Source organism: Chryseobacterium gleum, assembly GCF_900636535.1.
Lineage (GTDB): Bacteria > Bacteroidota > Bacteroidia > Flavobacteriales > Weeksellaceae > Chryseobacterium > Chryseobacterium gleum.
The window spans coordinates 2,263,005-2,280,360 of record NZ_LR134289.1 but is presented as its reverse complement, the minus strand read 5'-3'; the positions used below and the strand labels follow the sequence as shown (position 1 = coordinate 2,280,360).

The following is a 17,356-nucleotide window of genomic DNA, read 5'->3' as shown; positions in this document are numbered from 1 at the left end:
AAATGAAAATCAAATATAGCATTGTATCTCTAGCCTTAATTTCTATTCTAGCGGTCAGCTGTGGAAAAAAAGATGCTCCGGCAGAAGGAGAAGAGAAACCAAAAACAGAACAGGCAGAAGAAAGTCACGAAGAAGCTCCGCAAACTATTGCGGAACTGACTGAAGAACAGATGAAATCTGTAGGAATCAGTCTTGGAACTTTAGAAATGAAAGATTTAGCCTCAACTATTAAGGCAAATGGTGTTCTTCGTGTACCCAATAACAGAAAGGCAACGGTCACTTCACTGTATGGAGGTGTCATTAAGACATTAACCGTTCAGATAGGAGATTATGTAAGACAGGGACAGGTTATTGCTACAATCAGTAACCCTGAATACATTCAGTTACAGGAACAATATCTGACTATTAACAGCAGAATAACTTATGCAGAGCAGGAATTCAGAAGGCAAAAGGAGCTTTTTGACAATGATGCCGGAGCAAAAAAGAATCTGCAAAGTTCTGATGCGGAGCTAAAAAGTTTAAGAACCCAGAGATCATCGTTACAAAGACAATTACAGCTAATGGGAATCAGTCCTGGGAAAGTAAGCAATGGAAACCTAAGATCAGGCTTGGTCATTACATCGCCAATCAGCGGAACAGTTAGTACGATTAATGCACAGATAGGAAGTTATGTTGATGTATCGTCACCGGTTTTGGAGATCATCGATAACAGCTCAATTCATTTGGATTTACAAGTCTTTGAAAGAGATCTTCCCAAAATGAAAGTTGGTCAGATTGTGCAGTTTAAGCTCACCAACAATCCGGAAGAAACCTTTAATGCAAAAGTGTACAGCATCGGATCATCTTTTGAAAATGAAAGTAAAACGATTTCAGTTCATGCAATGGTTACCGGGAACAAAGCTGGCTTGATTGACGGAATGAATATTACAGGAAATGTAAGCCTTGGAAATTCACAAACTCCCGCCGTTCCAAATGAAGCTATTGTAGAAGCCGATGGTAAATTCTATGTATTTGTACAAACTTCTAAAAAAGTGGAAGAGCACGCTGAAGAAAAAGGAGATGACGATCATGGTCACGGGCATGATGAAGGAGAGGCGGAACACGGTCACAAAAATGAAACCGAAGCAGGAAACCATGCAAAGGAGCAGGCTAAGAAAATGAATTTTGAAAAAATTGAAGTGGTAAAAGGGACTTCAGATATGGGTTACACAGCGATTACGCCTGTGAGTGCAATTGCACCTGATGCAAAAATTGTGGTAAAAGGCGCATTCTTCGTGAATGCTAAGCTTTCTAATGCAGGAGACCACGGACATTAATTAATCAATAATCAAGTGAAATCCTATCTTGATTTCACTTGATTTTAAAAATATTAGTTATGCCTTTAAAACAAGAATTAGAAACCCAGGGAAATTGGCTGTTCAGATACAGAAGTTTTTTGCCGATTATCGTTCTGGCGCTTGGCTTAGGAGTTTTTATCCAAAATGTTTTGCTGAAAAACGATAATGATTGTTCACTTTTCTTTGAGATGCTTTGTTTAGCTGTAAGCATTTTAGGTTTGATTATAAGAGTGTATACTGTTGGTTTTACTCCGCATAATACTTCAGGAAGAAATACAAAAGCAGGGCAGGTTGCAGATGAATTAAACACTACAGGTATTTACAGTACAACCAGAAATCCATTGTACTTAGGTAATTTTTTTATGTGGCTTGGGCTTGCGATGTTTACTGAAAATCTGTGGTTTGTAATTTCATTTGTGTTTTTTTATTGGGTCTATTATGAAAGGATTGTTTTTGCTGAAGAGCAATTTTTAGAAAGAAAATTTGGAGAGCAATATACTAAGTGGGCTGATAAAGTACCGGTTTTTATACCGAATTTATACCTTTTCAGAAATACTCATCTTAGCTTCAGTTTAAAAAAAGTTCTATTAAAAGAAAAAAACGGACTTTTTGCCATGTTTCTGATTTTTACTGTTTTTGAAATTACCGGAGAAATTATCCTAAGACATACGCATTATAATATGATTTTTATTGTAGGCTGTATTCTTACTATGATTCTATACATTATTTTAAAAGTAATAAAAAAACGTAAAACAATGTTGCAAAATAAATTTAGTCAATAATTAAAAAATCCTCAATTATGCTTTTAAACAAAAGAATTTCGGTTTGGTATTTTGTTAAACAGATTAAATTTCAGATCGTTTTGATTGTCAGCTTTGCTTTTCTAATAGGCTTTTTAGACGACATTGATTTTTTGAAAAAAATTACCATACCATTGAGTATTCCTGCACTTTTAGGAACTGCTGTCTCTTTACTTTTAGCATTCAGGACTGCACAATCTTATGAAAGATGGTGGGAAGCAAGAACCGTTTGGGGCGCTATTGTGAATGATTCAAGATCATTTATGAGATTAATAAAACAATTTTTCCCTAACTCAGAAAACGATACATCTGAGTTTGCAGAACGACATATCATCTGGCTGAATGCTTTAGGAGAAAGTTTAAGAAAAGTACCTTTTTCAATAAGAGTAAGAGAATACTTAGAATCGCAAAACATCAATGCTTTAAATATTCCCAATGCCCTTTTAGATAAACATTCTGATCACCTTAGGAAATTGGCAGAACAGGAGAATTTATCTGAATACAAATTGGTACAGATGAACGATATGGTCATCAGGTTTTGTGACAGTATGGGAAAATGTGAGCGTTTAAAAAATACTGTTTTCCCTCGTGCCTACAGCATTTTGCTGCATACATTGATTTACGTTTTTGCATTTCTTCTGCCATTTGGACTGGAAGACTCACAACTTGGTGTTGAGATTGCCACGACAATTATTGTACCTGTGATTTTTATAGCTATTGAGAAAACAGCAATCATAATGCAGGACCCCTTTGAAAATACACCGGTAGATACTCCAATGACATCATTAGCAAAAACAATTGAAATCAATCTTTTGCAAATGATCGGAGAGAAGAATGTACCAGTTAAAGAAGTGAGTACAAGCTATTATGAAATGTAGGCTTAATCTAATACAAATCTTAGTGTTATGAACGATCAGAATAAAAATATTTCGGCTTCTGCAAAACATAAAAGAAATCTTTTAATTGTCTTATGTTTAAGTGGCACTTATATGATTGCCGAAGTTATTGGCGGTTTAGCTACTAAAAGTCTTGCGCTACTTGCCGATGCAGCTCATATGCTTACTGATGTGGTCGGATTATTCCTTGCTTTTATAGCAATCAAAATTGGTGAAAGAAAAGCCGATGCACAGAAAACATTCGGCTATTACCGAACAGAAATTCTGGCGGCAGTAATCAATGCGGTAGTTCTGTTGGGAATTTCTGTATATGTATTGTTTGAAGCATGGCAAAGGTTCAAAAATCCCCCTGAAGTACAGAGCACAGCTATGATGATCGTTGCCGGAATAGGCTTGCTGGTGAATATTATCGGAATCATGATTATTAGAAAAGATTCAGGTGAAAGCCTAAATATGAAGGGTGCCTACTTTGAGGTTCTTTCTGACGCGCTTACCTCAGTAGGAGTAATGATTGCCGGAGTTATTATGTTGACGACAGGATGGTATTATGCTGATCCCCTTATTTCCGCTGTGATAGGGTTATTAATATTTCCGAGAACCTGGAAGCTCTTGAAAGAAGCTGTGAATGTTTTATTAGAAGGAACTCCAAAAGATGTCAATATAGAAGAGCTTAGAAATTCTTTGGAATCTGTAAAAGGAGTTATTAAACTTCATGATCTCCACGTTTGGTCATTGACTTCCGGCGTTAATGCGATGAGTTCCCACGTAGTAGCCGACCATCAGGAAGATCTCAATAAACTTTTGAAAAATTTGTCAGATAAAGCCACCTCTGAATTTAAAATTAGCCATACTACATTCCAAATTGAAACTGAAGGGCACCAAGAGGGGGAGGTTCATCTATAATAGCAGTTGTGCCATCTTGCATTAATAGATGAAATAAGTAAATGGGAAAATTTCTAAAACATCAAATAGACTATGAATTATAAAAATCTGGGTCTATTCAAGATGAATTACATACTTACGTATTTTTTTACGCAATTAATCATTTCAAATATTTAGATATATGAAATTAAAACAAAACTATTGGGGCAATTACACATTACTGGTTTATTCTTTTTTATTTTATCTGGTATCGTCTTTACTTCTCCGATTTGGATTTTTAGCAGTCAGTTTTCAAAAGGCTGATTTATCTCTGTTACCTATAATGAAAATTTTTCTTCTGGGATTTTTGTTTGACTTTGGAGTTGGATTATTCTTTCTGCTACCATACAGTTTTTATCTATTGATTTTTCCTCAGAAATACATAAGGTCTTTATTCAATAAAATTATTACCTACAGCACTTTTATTATTTTTCTTCTTATACATTTATTTTCATTTTTTGCCGAGGTTACATTTTGGCAGGAGTTTGAGAGCCGATTTAATTTTATTGCTGTAGATTATTTGGTATATACTTACGAAGTTATTAATAACATAAATGAGTCTTACCCTTTACCCGTTTTGATATCATCGATACTTCTGCTTATGACCTTAATATTTATTTTGTTTTACAAAAGCAAAATATTCTTTTTTTCATTTAACGGACAACATAAATTTTCGGTTAGACTAATTGTTTTTTTAGGATTTTTCTGCCTTACCATAATATACTCTTTGTTTATCAGTAATAGTTTAGCAGATAAAAGTGTCAATCGTTATCAAAATGAAATTTCTAAGGCAGGAATTTATTCGTTTTTCTCCGCCTATAAAAACAATGAAATCAATTACGATCATTTTTACAAACTAATTGATAACGAAAGCGCTTTTAAAATAGTTAGAACTGATTTGAACGATAATCAAAGATTTTTCTCAAATAACCTTTCTATAGAACGAAAAATATCCAGCAAACAAAATCTTATAAAGCCAAATGTTATAATGATAACAATGGAAAGTTTCAGCGCGGACTTTATGGGTACTTTCGGGAATAAACAAGGGCTTACTCCAAATTTAGATTCTTTAGCCGGCGGTGGCATTTTATTCTCACAAATGTATGCTACAGGAACCAGAACAGTGCGTGGAATGGAGGCTTTGTCGTTAGCTGTCCCACCAACGCCAGGCAACAGTATTGTCAGAAGAGAAGATAATGATCATCTTACAACTATAGGCTCAATTTTTAGTGCACAAGGTTACGATAACACATTTATTTATGGAGGAGATGGATATTTTGATAATATGAATAAATATTTTGGAAATAACGGATATGATATTATAGATAAGAAGAGAAATCCTTTGGCAAAAGAAAACTATCAGGCATTGAGGACGCCGATCAACCAGAAAGAAATTACGTTTGAAAATGCATGGGGGATTTGTGACGAAGATTTATACAATCAAGTGATTAAACAGGCAGACCAGAAATATAAACAAGGAAAATCTTTTTATGATTTTGTGATGACCACTTCCAATCACCGTCCGTTTACATATCCTGATGGCAAAATTGATATACCATCCGGTTCGGGTAGGGAAGGTGCAATAAAATATACAGATTATGCTATCGGACAATTCTTTAAAAAAGCTAGAAGTAAGCCGTGGTTTAAAAATACAGTATTTGTGATTGTAGCTGATCACTGCGCAAGTAGCGCAGGTAAAAATGAAATTGATATTTCCAAATATCATATCCCAGCAATGATTATAAATCTTCCGAACCAAAACTCTTTAAAAATTGAAAAAATGTGTTCACAAATTGATCTTTATCCAACTTTATTTGATTTAATGGGATGGAACTACAGAAGTAACCTTTATGGTAAGAATGTTTTGAGCGACAATTATATTCCTAGAATTTTTGTAAGTACCTATCAAAAGTTGGGATATATGGAAAACGATAAACTTGTGATATTGAGCCCTCAGCAGAAAGTGGAAGCTTATTTATATAATAAAACGCAAAATCAACAGATACCAAAGATTTTTTCTGATCAGTATATTAACAAGGCTGTCGCAAATTATCAAACTGCATATTATCTCTATAAAAATCAAGGTTTGAAACAAAAATAATCAAGTAATGTTAGATACAACATGGATATAAAATTTGAACTTATTCTTTCAGGCAAATTGCTGCTATCTATATTATTCGGCAGCATTATAGGTTATGAAAGAGAAGCAGCTCATAAAGATGCCGGTATACGAACGTTTGCTATTCTTTGCTTGGCATCTTGTCTTTTTGTTGCGGTTGCCTCTCATCTTACAGATGATAAATCAGCGATAGCCAGAATGCTTGCAGCAATTCCGGCAGGACTTGGATTTATAAGTGCTGGATTAGCATTAAAAGATAAATCAAGCAATATGCAGGGATTAACAACATCTACAGCACTATGGGCAGCGTCAGCTATTGGAGCGGCTCTTGCCTTAAATATGTTTTTATTGTCATTTTTAGCAACTGTTCTCACCCTTTTTGTATTAAGCCTGAATAAATTCAAATGGTATAAAAACTGGATTGCAAAGAAGGAGCAAAGTAAAAATTTAAAATAAAAAATTAAAAATCACTTAAAATATACTTCTATGAAACATCAACACACTTACGATGAGCAAGGTAACCAGCTTTGCTGTACGCCTCAGGAAGGCAAGATTTATAAGGATGCAGGAGCCAAAAAACTCATTGTTGAGGATAATGGCTGTTGTTCAACAAATGTAAAGAAAGAAGTACAGCATCATTCCGATGACGATGGACATAACCACGATCATGACAATAGTGATAAGAGTACTTTTCAGATGTTCCTTCCCGCAATAGTTTCATTGTTATTGCTTCTGTTGGGAATTGCGTTAGATAATTATTTTAAACCAGACTGGTTTAAAGATTGGATTCGTATTGTTTGGTATGCAGCAGCTTATGCCCCTGTCGGGCTTCCTGTTTTAAAAGAAGCTTTTGAAAGCATTAAGGATGGTGATGTTTTCTCTGAATTCTTTTTGATGAGTATCGCAACTATAGGAGCTTTTATAATTGGTGAATATCCTGAAGGTGTAGCTGTTATGTTATTTTATGCTGTAGGGGAAGTTTTTCAAACACTAGCAGTAACAAGAGCAAAAAGTAATATTAAAGCTCTTCTTGATCAAAGACCGGATGAGGTGACAATTATTGAAAATAACGAAACAAAAACTATTAAAGCTTCCAATGCAGAGATAGGGCAAACCATACAGTTAAAACCTGGAGAAAAACTTGCTTTGGATGGAGAGCTTATTTCAGATTCAGCATCTTTTAATACGGCAGCACTAACCGGCGAAAGTAAACCTGATACAAAAAATAAAGGAGAGACTGTTCTTGCAGGGATGATTAATATGAATAGTGTTGCTTTGGTAAAAATCAATACAGCTTATGAGGACAGTAAACTCAGTAAGATTTTAGAATTGGTTCAAAATGCGACTGCGCAGAAGGCACCTACGGAGCTGTTTATAAGAAGATTTGCAAGAGTTTATACTCCGATTGTTGTTGTGTTAGCAGTACTGATATGTCTTATTCCATATTTTTTTGTCGATAATTATATTTTTAGAGATTGGTTATACAGAGCTTTGATCTTTCTGGTAATTTCTTGTCCTTGTGCTTTAGTCATTTCAATTCCTTTAGGGTATTTTGGAGGTATTGGTGCAGCAAGTCGAAACGGAATTTTATTTAAAGGCAGTAATTTTCTAGATAAGATTGCCGAAATAAAAAATGTTGTGATGGATAAAACCGGTACTATGACGGAAGGAGTATTTAAAGTTCAGGAAGTCGATATTAAATCAGAATTTGATAAAAATGAAATCCTTAAGATGGTTAATGTTGTAGAGAGCAAGAGTACCCATCCTGTGGCAACTGCTATCCACGAATATGTTGGCGATTTGGATACATCAATTAATGTTGAGAATTCTGAGGAAATTGCAGGTCATGGTCTTAAAGCTGTAATCAACGGTAAGGATATACTCGTAGGGAATTTCAAGCTTATGGATAAGTTCAATATTCAATATGATGTTGATCCTTCAAAAATTGTTTACACCGTTATTGCAATTGCTTATGATAAAAAATTTGCAGGCTACATAACTATCGCTGATAGTATTAAAGACGATGCTAAAAAAACTTTAGAACTGTTACATAATTTAAATGTAAAGGCAACAATGCTTAGTGGTGACAAAACAAGCGTTGTAAAATATGTCGCAGAACAAATAGGAATTGACAACGCTTTCGGTGACCTTCTTCCTGAGGATAAAGTGAACAAGGTGAAAGAAATAAAATCCAAAAATGAGAGCGTTGCATTTGTTGGTGACGGTGTTAATGATGCCCCAGTGGTTGCTTTAAGTGATGTCGGTATTGCCATGGGCGGCTTAGGGAGTGATGCGACCATTGAGACTGCTGATGTCGTGATTCAAGATGATAAACCTTCAAAAATACCAATGGCTATTAACATTGGCAAAAAAACTAAAAGAATTGTCTGGCAGAACATCATTTTAGCATTTGTGGTCAAAGCAATTGTTTTAATTCTTGGAGCCGGAGGATTGGCAACAATGTGGGAAGCTGTTTTTGCAGATGTAGGTGTTGCATTGATTGCAATTCTAAATGCTGTACGCATCCAACGAATGAATTTCAAATAAAAATAACATAGCATTCTAATTTCACTAATCACTTAAGAAAAGTTCCAACAAATATCAATTAAAATAAAGTTCTCAAACCGAGAACAGGTTGTTTATTGAAAATATTCAACAAAACTATTTACTCTAATTTTTCAATTAATGCAATGATAATCAATATTATAAATAAGATTCCAGTTCTTTTTTTTATGCTAGTATGCAATTTGGCTTTAGCACAGGATAGCTTAACAGTAAGTGAAAAAATTGGGGATACGATTGCTGTCCAAAAACCTGAAAATAATTTTAGTTATAAGAGACTTATAGCCCCTACAAGTTTAATATCCATAGGAGCGATGAGTTTCGCTATTCCTAAAATGAAAGAATTTGATGCAGGAGTACGAAAAGAAGTAAAAGACCATAATCTTCATAATTCTACATTGGATAATTATACCCAATTCATACCTGCCGTGATGGTTTATGGATTTAATATTTCAGGTTTGAAAGGCAAGCATAATTTAAGAGAAAGAACAATTATTCTTGCAACATCGCAGCTAATATCGACAGCAATCGTAATACCTTCAAAATATTTAATTGGAGAAGAACGCCCAGATAAATCCAACAATATGTCTTTTCCGTCTGGGCATGCAGCAATTGCTTTTTCAACAGCGCAGTTTATGTATAGAGAATATAGAGACAGTAATTATTGGCTCAGTTTATCAGGATATCCATTTGCAATATTCACAAGTGTTTACAGAGTTATTAATAACAAACACTGGGTAACAGATGTAGTAGCGGGCGCTGGGGTAGGAATACTTTCAACCGAATTAGCTTATTGGCTATTTCCGAAAATCAATATGTTTTTATCAGCTAATAAAAACAAAAAATCTGTCTCTATGCTTGCCCCTCTTTATCAAAAGAATGGTCATAGCAATACTTTTGGGATTAATTATCAGATAACCTTCTAATTTAGAACATGGGATTTAAACGACGTTTTAGAAGAAAAATTATTCGAAGAGGTAAGCACAGGCTTACTTCTCAAGATCTTTTTTTTATTGTTGGCTGGCTTCTTTTTATGCTCCTTTTGGTAATTCATCAGGTATACAATTTTAATATCAAATATGTTAAGATTCATTCGCATCCTTCGGAAAAAACACACACTCATAATGACGGAAAATGACAAATTATCAACAAATTTTTTAAACCATAATATTAACCCTTTATTTAAATCAAAATGAAAAAACTTGTACTAACTCTTTTGGTAAGCCTTGTATTAAATTCTGTTTATGGACAGGCTCCGTCAAACTATTATGATGGCACTGCGGGATTATCAGGAGCTTCTTTAAAGTCAAAGTTGAAAACTATCATTACCAACGGCCACCAAGATAATGGCTATGGCAATTTGCTGACAGCTTTTCAAAGCACAGATAGGGATTATTTCTACGAAAATGATGGAACTGTAATGGATATGTATTCTGAAAATCCGACAGGAACAGATCCATATATTTATAATCATGGAGTCAAACAATGTGGAAATTATAGTGTTGAAGGAGACTGTTACAACCGAGAACATGTCGTACCGCAAAGTTTATTTAATCAGAATTTACCGATGAGATCTGATGTCCATTTTGTTACACCTACTGACGGAAAAGTCAACGGAATGCGATCAAATTATCCTTTTGGAAAAGTAGGATCAACCTCATTTACATCACTAAACGGTTCTAAACTGGGAAGTTCAGTATCTGCAGGTTATGCGGGGACTGTTTTTGAACCAATTGATGAGTTTAAAGGTGATATTGCCAGAATGATATTATATTTTGTAACCAGATACGAGACGCAGCTATCAGGTTTCAGCAGCGGAAACATATTAGGTAGTACAGCCTACCCTGGCTTACAGACATGGGAATTAAAACAATTACTCGAGTGGAATAATTTAGATCCTGTTTCTCCTTTTGAGATAGCAAGAAATAATGCGGCATTCACTTACCAAGGTAATAGAAATCCATACATCGATCGTCCTGAGTTCGTCGCTTTAATTTGGGGTGCTTATATGGGAGTTGCAGATGTAGATTTGTCAAAAAGTCTTGTGATCGTTCCTAATCCCGTAAAAGATAATAAGATTTATGTGTTAGGCGGAAAAAATCTAGGACAATATAAAATTGCTTTGATTTATAATATGACTGGTCAATTAGTACAGACAATTGAAAATCCATTTCAAAAAGATAATACAATTATTCTTACAGATCTTCCTAAGGGTATTTATATTTTGAAAACTGGCGATCTGAATACAAAGTTTATTATAAAATAAATCAATAAAAAAGATTATTTATAAAATACTGTTCTAAGTCAAAAAAATTATAATATTGGTTAGATTGTAAATTATAATATCTCCCATTAGTTGAGAAGGTTTTTATGTGTAAATATTTAATACATAAATAAAGAATAACTTTTTTGTACCATATTTGTACCATAAAAATATAACTATTTGATTTATAGTAGTTATTATATTAGAAGAAGTAAAATAATGATTGTTTAAATAACAATTAATAATAAATAAATCGCTGTAAATGTAATGTTTACAGCGATTTTTATTTTTGGACTTTTTTATTTATACATAGAACCTATGTTATCATAAAATTTCCTTTAAAACCTTTCCGAAAGCGATTATATTAAATGGTCAGACGGCAGAACTGAAGTTTTTTGAAAGAAAATAATAAACCAGATCAAACTAAAAATAATATTTCAATCCTCCTGTAATATAACCATGCAAAGCCATTACTGAGGTCTCGTCGGTTCCTAAAAGAGAAACAGAGCTATTGATATAATTGAATGAATTGAGATTTAATATATTATTCATTGTGATATTATATTCCAGTGCCGAATTTTCTTTTCTGTATGAAATCTGTCCTCCTAAAAGACAATTTTTTACTATATTCTGTGGTGTTTTCTGGATGAGATATTCCCCAAGAAAACTTCCAATCCATTCTTTTTTAATATTTGTTCTAAGTCCTAAAGATAATTTTACATTCTGCTGACTTGAAGATGTATTAAAAAGACTTTGCTTAAATACTGTTTGAGTAAATGTATATCCCAAGTCAAATTGTACAGGGATCTCCTTAAAATTTGTTACCAGTTTTTGTCCTAATTGAAAATTTTTCAAATGGGTTTGATTGGGAATATGATTAACAAAATTATTGATACGGCTATATGATCCTGTAAATTTAGATTTTAAAAAGAGAAAACTTCCGATTCTCCTGTCATCAGATGCAATGAAAAACCAACGATCATTCAGATTGCCAGGAATATTGAGGGTTTCCGATATCATACCAAAATTAGATACATCAGATGAAAAATTAGAATTTGCTTTTTCATACATCAGCATTGAGAAAAAATAATTCCCTCTGGACAAATTGAAACGAATGAAATTGAATTTAAAAGTATTTGTATTGGCCAGATCTTCAGGGCGTAATGAACCATTTCGCATGTATGATAAATTCCGATTGTAATTTTCATCATATAATAGTTGAGTAAATTCCGGAGATTTATATTGATTTAAATATTCTAAACTGAAAACCATACTTGCTTTTAAACGTAGTTTGTATTGTACCTTCAGGTTCTTTTCAAAATAATGCTTTTCCACCTGATTAAAATTGATAAAATGGGAGCTCAGTGTTCCTGATAAGTCAAAACTCCCAATGCTTTTCTGAGTGAAAATTTCATTAAAATAATGGTGGGTTTTTAAATTTTTTGCTTCGGATTTGTTACTAAAAGCTTCTGATAATATAGCATTTTCATCTTTGACAGAAAACCCTGACCGAAAGTTGGCGGTAACAAACTTGAAGCTGTTTTGAAGAGAAAAAGTCAAAGTGTATTTTTTAGAATCAGTAGCTAAACTTTGCGATAAACTATTAAGGGAATTTTGAAAAATATTCTCAGTAGAATTTACATGTAACAACGACCTGTAATTATTTTGCTGTTGAGAAAAAGCAAAGATCATTTTGGAACGGTTAAAACTTTTATTCCAGGAAAGAAAATTCCCAAACGTTGTATTTTTAACAGTATTTTCAATATCAAAAATACTGTTTTTAAGAAAGGTATTTCTGTTTATGCTTTGATTAAAATTGTCTTCTGAGGGATTGTATCCAAAACTATAATATAAAAAACTGTCATCCGGAAACGTTTTTTTTACTTTAACGTGAGTGGTTCCAAAATATCCTTTGTTTTTTTCTGAACGGTTTTCGAAAAAATTATAGGTTGAAGGTTGTTCTGGGAATGCTATCCTGTTAAGAGTTGAAAGTTTCTCTAATCTTGAAGCGTCAAAAACAGAAAATGCAGTTACGGACAAATTTTTTCCCAATTTTGAATACTGCAGCGCCCCGAATAGATTATCTTTTGATTTTACTTTTCCATCGTTGTTTAAAAAAGTGGGAATATCTACATCTGGAGCATCGTTTGTATTACTTGCTTCTTCCTGCCTGTTCATTTCATAGAAATCCGTCATACTTACAGGATCTTTAGCAATAGAATTGGCATCTGTAATGAATGCTAAATTACCGGATTTACTGAATTTAAATACATTAGAGTGTAGCAGGTAGCTGTTTTTATTTCCATAACTGGCTTCGGCATTTCCTGTAATCCTTCCTTTATACTCGTTTTTAATCTTTAGATTAATTGCAGTAGATTGATTTCCGTTAATTGTTGTATAATTCTTCCAAAAATCAATCCCTTCAATCATATCCGCAGAAATATTCTGAGTAGACATTTTATGATTCTTTCCGAATAATTCATTACCATCAACCAAAACCTGCCCTATCACATTTCCATTATTGGTAACTTTACCATTCTCATTGATGTCCAGTCCGGGTAATTTTTTGATCAGATCTTCTACAGTTCTTTCTGTTCCGTCTTTTATGGCTTTTATGTTGTAAGAAATGGTATCTCCTTTTGCAAACGAAATTTTTGGACGTGCTTTTATTTTAACGTCTTGTATTTCGGTGATCTGTTGTTCTAAAGTGATCTGAAAAGTAGTTTTTTGTGATGTATTAATCTCTACCAGTTTTGTTTTGTACAGCAAAGAGGTAAACTTTAATGTATAAACAGCTTTTTCCGGAATAACAAAACTACAAACACCATTTTCGTTTGTAGTTTTAAAATTTATTGTTTTATTGTTTCTTAAAAGTTGTACGTTGATATGATCAAGATTTTCTTTTTCTTTATTTACAGTGTTTATTAAAATTTCCTGAGCGAAAGAAACTAAACTGAAAAAAAGAAAAAAAACCGTAAATAGATACTTCATTTTTAATTGCAGGCAAAAACAAAATCAATCATCTTGTTATTTATTTTGTATAGTTTTCATCAATTCTTCAGCCTTCTTCTGACTACTGCCTATCATTTTCTCTCTGCCTTCAGCAATTTTTCGTTTTAATTCATCACCTTCATATACTTTTAAAGCCGAATCCATCATTTTTACCTCTTTTTTATCCACTTTTTTTGAAATGTTTACCGCATAACATAAGATATTGGGAGACTCTACTTTAAGAATCAAACCGGGTACATTATAATAATCGTAAGGTCCTGCAGAAACAGGAATGTCTTCGGTGTACCAAACTTTGCTTACGATATCTCCATTTTTGTAGAGTGCTGCTTTGCAGTTATAATTTTCAATGGTCTGCTTTTCATCAGTATATTCAATGCTTACATCATCCACAGGATAATAGCCATAAAACTCTTCTACAATATAATCACGTAAACGATAATAACCTTTTTTATTGCTTAAGCGGAAAAATTCTGTTTTTTGTTCTCTTGGAGATAATTTTTCATTCGGATCTCTTTCAAAGAAGCTGTTGCCATCATCATAATACAATACATATTTTTCAGGCTTTTTGGCGTTCTGCAAAACCTGTCTTTCAATTTCTTCTTTTTGATTTTGTGAAAGGGTAAAACCATTATAATTGATTTTAGGCTTATTAATGGTTTCGTAAGTAACTTGTATGGATTGTTGGCCGTAGATGAATGAGGACAAGATCAGTACGAAAATTATAAAATGTTTTTTCATGAAATTATTTTTAATAGACAAGAGACTATAAGCCTCTTGTCTATTTATAGATGAGTGTAATTACACGTTAACTACATAAACATTTGTTCCTCCACTTTCACAAGGATAAGTAGTTTCACACGTTGAAATGATTACTGTTTCTCCATCTACTTTTGTAGTAGCAATCGTAACATCTTTACATTCTGCGACAAAACTTTGTGGTTTTTCATTGGAATCAAGTTGAGGTGATGTTGAATTCTGCTCAACTTTTGTTGTAGTAGTTTTTACTTCATGTTTTTGTACATCGTCTTTAGCGAAAACTAAAGTGGTTCCGGCAACAAATAGTGCCGCAATTAAAATTTTTTTCATGGATTATTAATTTTATTATTACATAACAAATATAGAATTATTTTTCAATTAACTCTAATGGATAATGAATGATTTTATTATGTTAAATCTAATATTCAGGTAGATAATATGATAACTTTTTTGGAATTTGATGGAATTTTATTAATCCTGCTTTGAGTAGGGCTACAGTTTATATATCTTTTTTATCTTCCAGAATCATTTTACCCCAATCATTGATATGATTTAATAATGGAATAAATGAAAGACCCAAATCTGAAAGACTATATACAACTTTTACCGGAGGCTTTGTTCCAAATACCGTTCGTGTTATCAGCTGATCTCTTTCCAATTGCCTCAACTGAATACTTAAAGTTGTTTCTGTAATAAAAGAAAGCTCTTTTTTGAGCTCACCAAACCTTTTATCTCCATTTTTTAAGTGGCAGAGAATAACTCCTTTCCATCTTCCCCCAATAAGATCCATCACAAAACTTACAGCACATGGATAAGATTTTTCATCAACATTGATATAAGACGTCTCACATTCTTTTTTCATTTTTTTAATAGTATCTATATGGATAGTTATTTCATGCTAATCGTGCAAAATTTATTTTTACACAATATTAATCAGAATAATAAAAATAGAAAAATGTACAAGTTAGCACAAATTAATGTTGCCAGAATGATCGGAGCCAACATTGAAGATCCCATAATGGAAGAGTTTGTAAACCATCTTGATTCGGTAAACCAGTTAGCAGAGGAAAGTGATGGATTTATATGGAGACTAAAAGATGAAGAAAACAATGCTACAAGCTTTAATCCATTAAACGATGAGCAGGTTATCATCAATTTATCCGTATGGAGAAATATAGAATCGCTTGAACATTTTACTTATAAAACATTTCACGTTGAGTTTCTGAGAAGAAGAAAAGAATGGTTTCAAAAATATGGAAAAGCTTACTATGCACTGTGGTGGATTAAAAATGATGAATATCCGGATATAGAAGAAGCATTGAAGCGCTTAGAATATTTACAGCAGCATGGTCCCACTTCCTATGCATTTAACTTTCAGAATGTTTTTCAGACATTATAGCTGTAATGTAAGACCTTTTATCTGATATTTTTACAGGGTAGTGGTGAAAACTTTTGCAATCAGCATGTTAATAAAGCTATCTTTGTACAGTTCAGTATTTTATTGAAATAAATGAAAGAAAGATATATTGCTTTTCTGGCACTTGCCGGAATCATATGCTTACTAAGTTATACTTCTAATGACCCTACAGGATATACTGTGGAAGAGCTTCGTACATTGTACAGCAGCGGAGATCAGAGTAAGTGGCCGGTTCCTCATTTATTTGATGAAGCTAAAGAAGGTTTTCAGGATATCGGGCCTTTGCCTGAGATGAGTTTTCCTGAAGATAATCCCTATTCTGAAGATAAAATGGAACTGGGAAAAATGTTATTTTTTGATCCGAGATTGTCAGGAAGCGGACAAATTTCCTGTGCAAGCTGCCATAATCCGGAAACAGGATGGTCAGACGGAAGCAGGGTTTCTATTGGGCACAATAAGCAGGCCGGGACCAGAAATGCACCTTCTTTGATCAACATAGGATATGCCAAATCATTCTTTTGGGATGGCCGTGCCGCAACTCTGGAAGAGCAGGTGAAAGCACCTATTGAAAACCCGGTAGAGATGAATCTTCATATGTCGATGGCAGCAAAAAACATCAGTAAGATTGATGAATATAAACCTTATTTTGTGAAAGCTTTTGGAAATGGCGAAGTGACAGAGGAGAAAATTACAAAGGCTATTGCTACATTCGAACGTTCTCTGGTAAGTCCGCCTTCAAAATTTGATCAATTTGTTACAGGGAAGAAAGATGCTTTAACAGATTCTGAAATCAACGGTCTTCATTTATTTCGGACCAAAGCAAATTGTATCAATTGTCACAATACACCGTACTTCTCTGATCAAAAATTTCACAATCTTGGGTTAACTTATTATGGAATGCAATATGAAGATCTTGGAAGATATTTAGTGACTAAAAAAAATGAAGATATAGGAAAATTCAAAACACCTGCGTTGAGAGAAGTTTCTCATAACAAACCTTACATGCATAACGGACTTTTCCCTGAACTGGCGAACGTTGTTATGACGTACAATGCGGGAATGATAAAAGAAATTCCAAAAGAAAGCCAGCTTAATGATTCTAAATTTCCCCACAAGTCAGGAATGATACAAAAGCTGAATCTGACAGATGACGAAGTTTTTGATATCGTAGCATTTTTGAAAACTCTGAACAGTTACAAATACAAAATGCACCCTCCGGTGCTGCCTAAGTCATAAAAACTCTTCCGACTGGAAGAGTTTTTTATTAAAATCA

15 protein-coding genes are annotated in these 17,356 nt (G+C 33.4%); 11 read left to right on the top strand and 4 right to left on the bottom strand.

Annotated elements, in window-relative coordinates:
• Window positions 1-2 precede the first annotated feature (2 nt).
• The 9 genes from EL165_RS10415 to EL165_RS10375 all read left to right on the top strand — a co-directional run bounded on the left by EL165_RS10415 (window position 3) and on the right by EL165_RS10375 (window position 10,901).
• Window positions 3-1,316, top strand: a complete 1,314-nt coding sequence (locus EL165_RS10415; protein ID WP_002977368.1) for an efflux RND transporter periplasmic adaptor subunit — start codon at window positions 3-5, stop codon at window positions 1,314-1,316.
• Between the two features lie 38 nt (window positions 1,317-1,354).
• A complete protein-coding gene (locus tag EL165_RS10410) occupies window positions 1,355-2,119 on the top strand; it encodes a methyltransferase family protein (RefSeq protein WP_228370503.1) in 765 nt (254 codons plus the stop codon).
• A gap of 17 nt (window positions 2,120-2,136) precedes the next feature.
• Window positions 2,137-3,015, top strand: a complete 879-nt coding sequence (locus tag EL165_RS10405; RefSeq protein WP_002977372.1) for a bestrophin family protein — start codon at window positions 2,137-2,139, stop codon at window positions 3,013-3,015.
• 27 nt (window positions 3,016-3,042) lie between these two features.
• A complete protein-coding gene (locus EL165_RS10400) occupies window positions 3,043-3,936 on the top strand; it encodes a cation diffusion facilitator family transporter (RefSeq protein ID WP_002977374.1) in 894 nt (297 codons plus the stop codon).
• 160 nt (window positions 3,937-4,096) lie between these two features.
• The gene (locus tag EL165_RS10395) at window positions 4,097-6,055 is read left to right on the top strand and encodes an LTA synthase family protein (protein WP_002977376.1); all 1,959 of its coding nucleotides are present in this window, start codon (window positions 4,097-4,099) and stop codon (window positions 6,053-6,055) included.
• A gap of 21 nt (window positions 6,056-6,076) precedes the next feature.
• The gene (locus tag EL165_RS10390) at window positions 6,077-6,529 is read left to right on the top strand and encodes an MgtC/SapB family protein (protein WP_002977378.1); all 453 of its coding nucleotides are present in this window, start codon (window positions 6,077-6,079) and stop codon (window positions 6,527-6,529) included.
• A gap of 30 nt (window positions 6,530-6,559) precedes the next feature.
• Window positions 6,560-8,620 carry a heavy metal translocating P-type ATPase gene (locus EL165_RS10385; RefSeq protein ID WP_002977380.1) on the top strand — a complete coding sequence of 687 codons (2,061 nt, stop codon included), beginning with the start codon at window positions 6,560-6,562 and terminating at the stop codon, window positions 8,618-8,620.
• Between the two features lie 143 nt (window positions 8,621-8,763).
• Entirely contained in the window at window positions 8,764-9,561 is a 798-nt protein-coding gene (locus EL165_RS10380; protein WP_002977383.1) for a phosphatase PAP2 family protein, read from the top strand.
• A 266-nt stretch (window positions 9,562-9,827) separates the two neighbouring features.
• A complete protein-coding gene (locus EL165_RS10375; protein ID WP_002977387.1) occupies window positions 9,828-10,901 on the top strand; it encodes an endonuclease in 1,074 nt (357 codons plus the stop codon).
• Between the two features lie 420 nt (window positions 10,902-11,321).
• On the opposite strand, the gene EL165_RS10370 is transcribed toward EL165_RS10375, so the two are convergent.
• The 4 genes from EL165_RS10370 to EL165_RS10355 all read right to left on the bottom strand — a co-directional run bounded on the left by EL165_RS10370 (window position 11,322) and on the right by EL165_RS10355 (window position 15,528).
• Entirely contained in the window at window positions 11,322-13,889 is a 2,568-nt protein-coding gene (locus EL165_RS10370; protein WP_002977390.1) for a TonB-dependent receptor, read from the bottom strand.
• Between the two features lie 36 nt (window positions 13,890-13,925).
• On the bottom strand, window positions 13,926-14,648 hold the full coding sequence (locus tag EL165_RS10365) for a GLPGLI family protein (RefSeq protein ID WP_002977391.1): 723 nt from the start codon (window positions 14,646-14,648) through the stop codon (window positions 13,926-13,928).
• A 60-nt stretch (window positions 14,649-14,708) separates the two neighbouring features.
• Complete coding sequence (locus EL165_RS10360) at window positions 14,709-14,996, bottom strand: hypothetical protein (protein WP_002977392.1); 288 nt, start codon at window positions 14,994-14,996, stop codon at window positions 14,709-14,711.
• A gap of 169 nt (window positions 14,997-15,165) precedes the next feature.
• Entirely contained in the window at window positions 15,166-15,528 is a 363-nt protein-coding gene (locus EL165_RS10355; RefSeq protein ID WP_002977393.1) for a winged helix-turn-helix transcriptional regulator, read from the bottom strand.
• 93 nt (window positions 15,529-15,621) lie between these two features.
• Between EL165_RS10355 and EL165_RS10350 the strand changes: the two genes are divergently transcribed.
• Window positions 15,622-16,065, top strand: a complete 444-nt coding sequence (locus tag EL165_RS10350; RefSeq protein WP_041461632.1) for a DUF3291 domain-containing protein — start codon at window positions 15,622-15,624, stop codon at window positions 16,063-16,065.
• A gap of 111 nt (window positions 16,066-16,176) precedes the next feature.
• A complete protein-coding gene (locus EL165_RS10345) occupies window positions 16,177-17,319 on the top strand; it encodes a cytochrome-c peroxidase (protein WP_002977395.1) in 1,143 nt (380 codons plus the stop codon).
• The last annotated feature ends 37 nt before the right edge of the window (window positions 17,320-17,356 follow it).

Excerpts from the sequence above, each read along its gene's own strand:
- EL165_RS10370 (WP_002977390.1), bottom strand. The coding sequence starts at position 13,889 with ATGAAGTATCTATTTACGGTTTTTTTTCTTTTTTTCAGTTTAGTTTCT.
- EL165_RS10385 (WP_002977380.1), top strand. The coding sequence starts at position 6,560 with ATGAAACATCAACACACTTACGATGAGCAAGGTAACCAGCTTTGCTGT.
- EL165_RS10365 (WP_002977391.1), bottom strand. The coding sequence starts at position 14,648 with ATGAAAAAACATTTTATAATTTTCGTACTGATCTTGTCCTCATTCATC.
- EL165_RS10405 (WP_002977372.1), top strand. The coding sequence starts at position 2,137 with ATGCTTTTAAACAAAAGAATTTCGGTTTGGTATTTTGTTAAACAGATT.
- EL165_RS10345 (WP_002977395.1), top strand. The coding sequence starts at position 16,177 with ATGAAAGAAAGATATATTGCTTTTCTGGCACTTGCCGGAATCATATGC.
- EL165_RS10380 (WP_002977383.1), top strand. The coding sequence starts at position 8,764 with ATGATAATCAATATTATAAATAAGATTCCAGTTCTTTTTTTTATGCTA.
- EL165_RS10375 (WP_002977387.1), top strand. The coding sequence starts at position 9,828 with ATGAAAAAACTTGTACTAACTCTTTTGGTAAGCCTTGTATTAAATTCT.
- EL165_RS10360 (WP_002977392.1), bottom strand. The coding sequence starts at position 14,996 with ATGAAAAAAATTTTAATTGCGGCACTATTTGTTGCCGGAACCACTTTA.
- EL165_RS10400 (WP_002977374.1), top strand. The coding sequence starts at position 3,043 with ATGAACGATCAGAATAAAAATATTTCGGCTTCTGCAAAACATAAAAGA.
- EL165_RS10395 (WP_002977376.1), top strand. The coding sequence starts at position 4,097 with ATGAAATTAAAACAAAACTATTGGGGCAATTACACATTACTGGTTTAT.
- EL165_RS10355 (WP_002977393.1), bottom strand. The coding sequence starts at position 15,528 with ATGAAAAAAGAATGTGAGACGTCTTATATCAATGTTGATGAAAAATCT.
- EL165_RS10390 (WP_002977378.1), top strand. The coding sequence starts at position 6,077 with ATGGATATAAAATTTGAACTTATTCTTTCAGGCAAATTGCTGCTATCT.
- EL165_RS10415 (WP_002977368.1), top strand. The coding sequence starts at position 3 with ATGAAAATCAAATATAGCATTGTATCTCTAGCCTTAATTTCTATTCTA.
- EL165_RS10350 (WP_041461632.1), top strand. The coding sequence starts at position 15,622 with ATGTACAAGTTAGCACAAATTAATGTTGCCAGAATGATCGGAGCCAAC.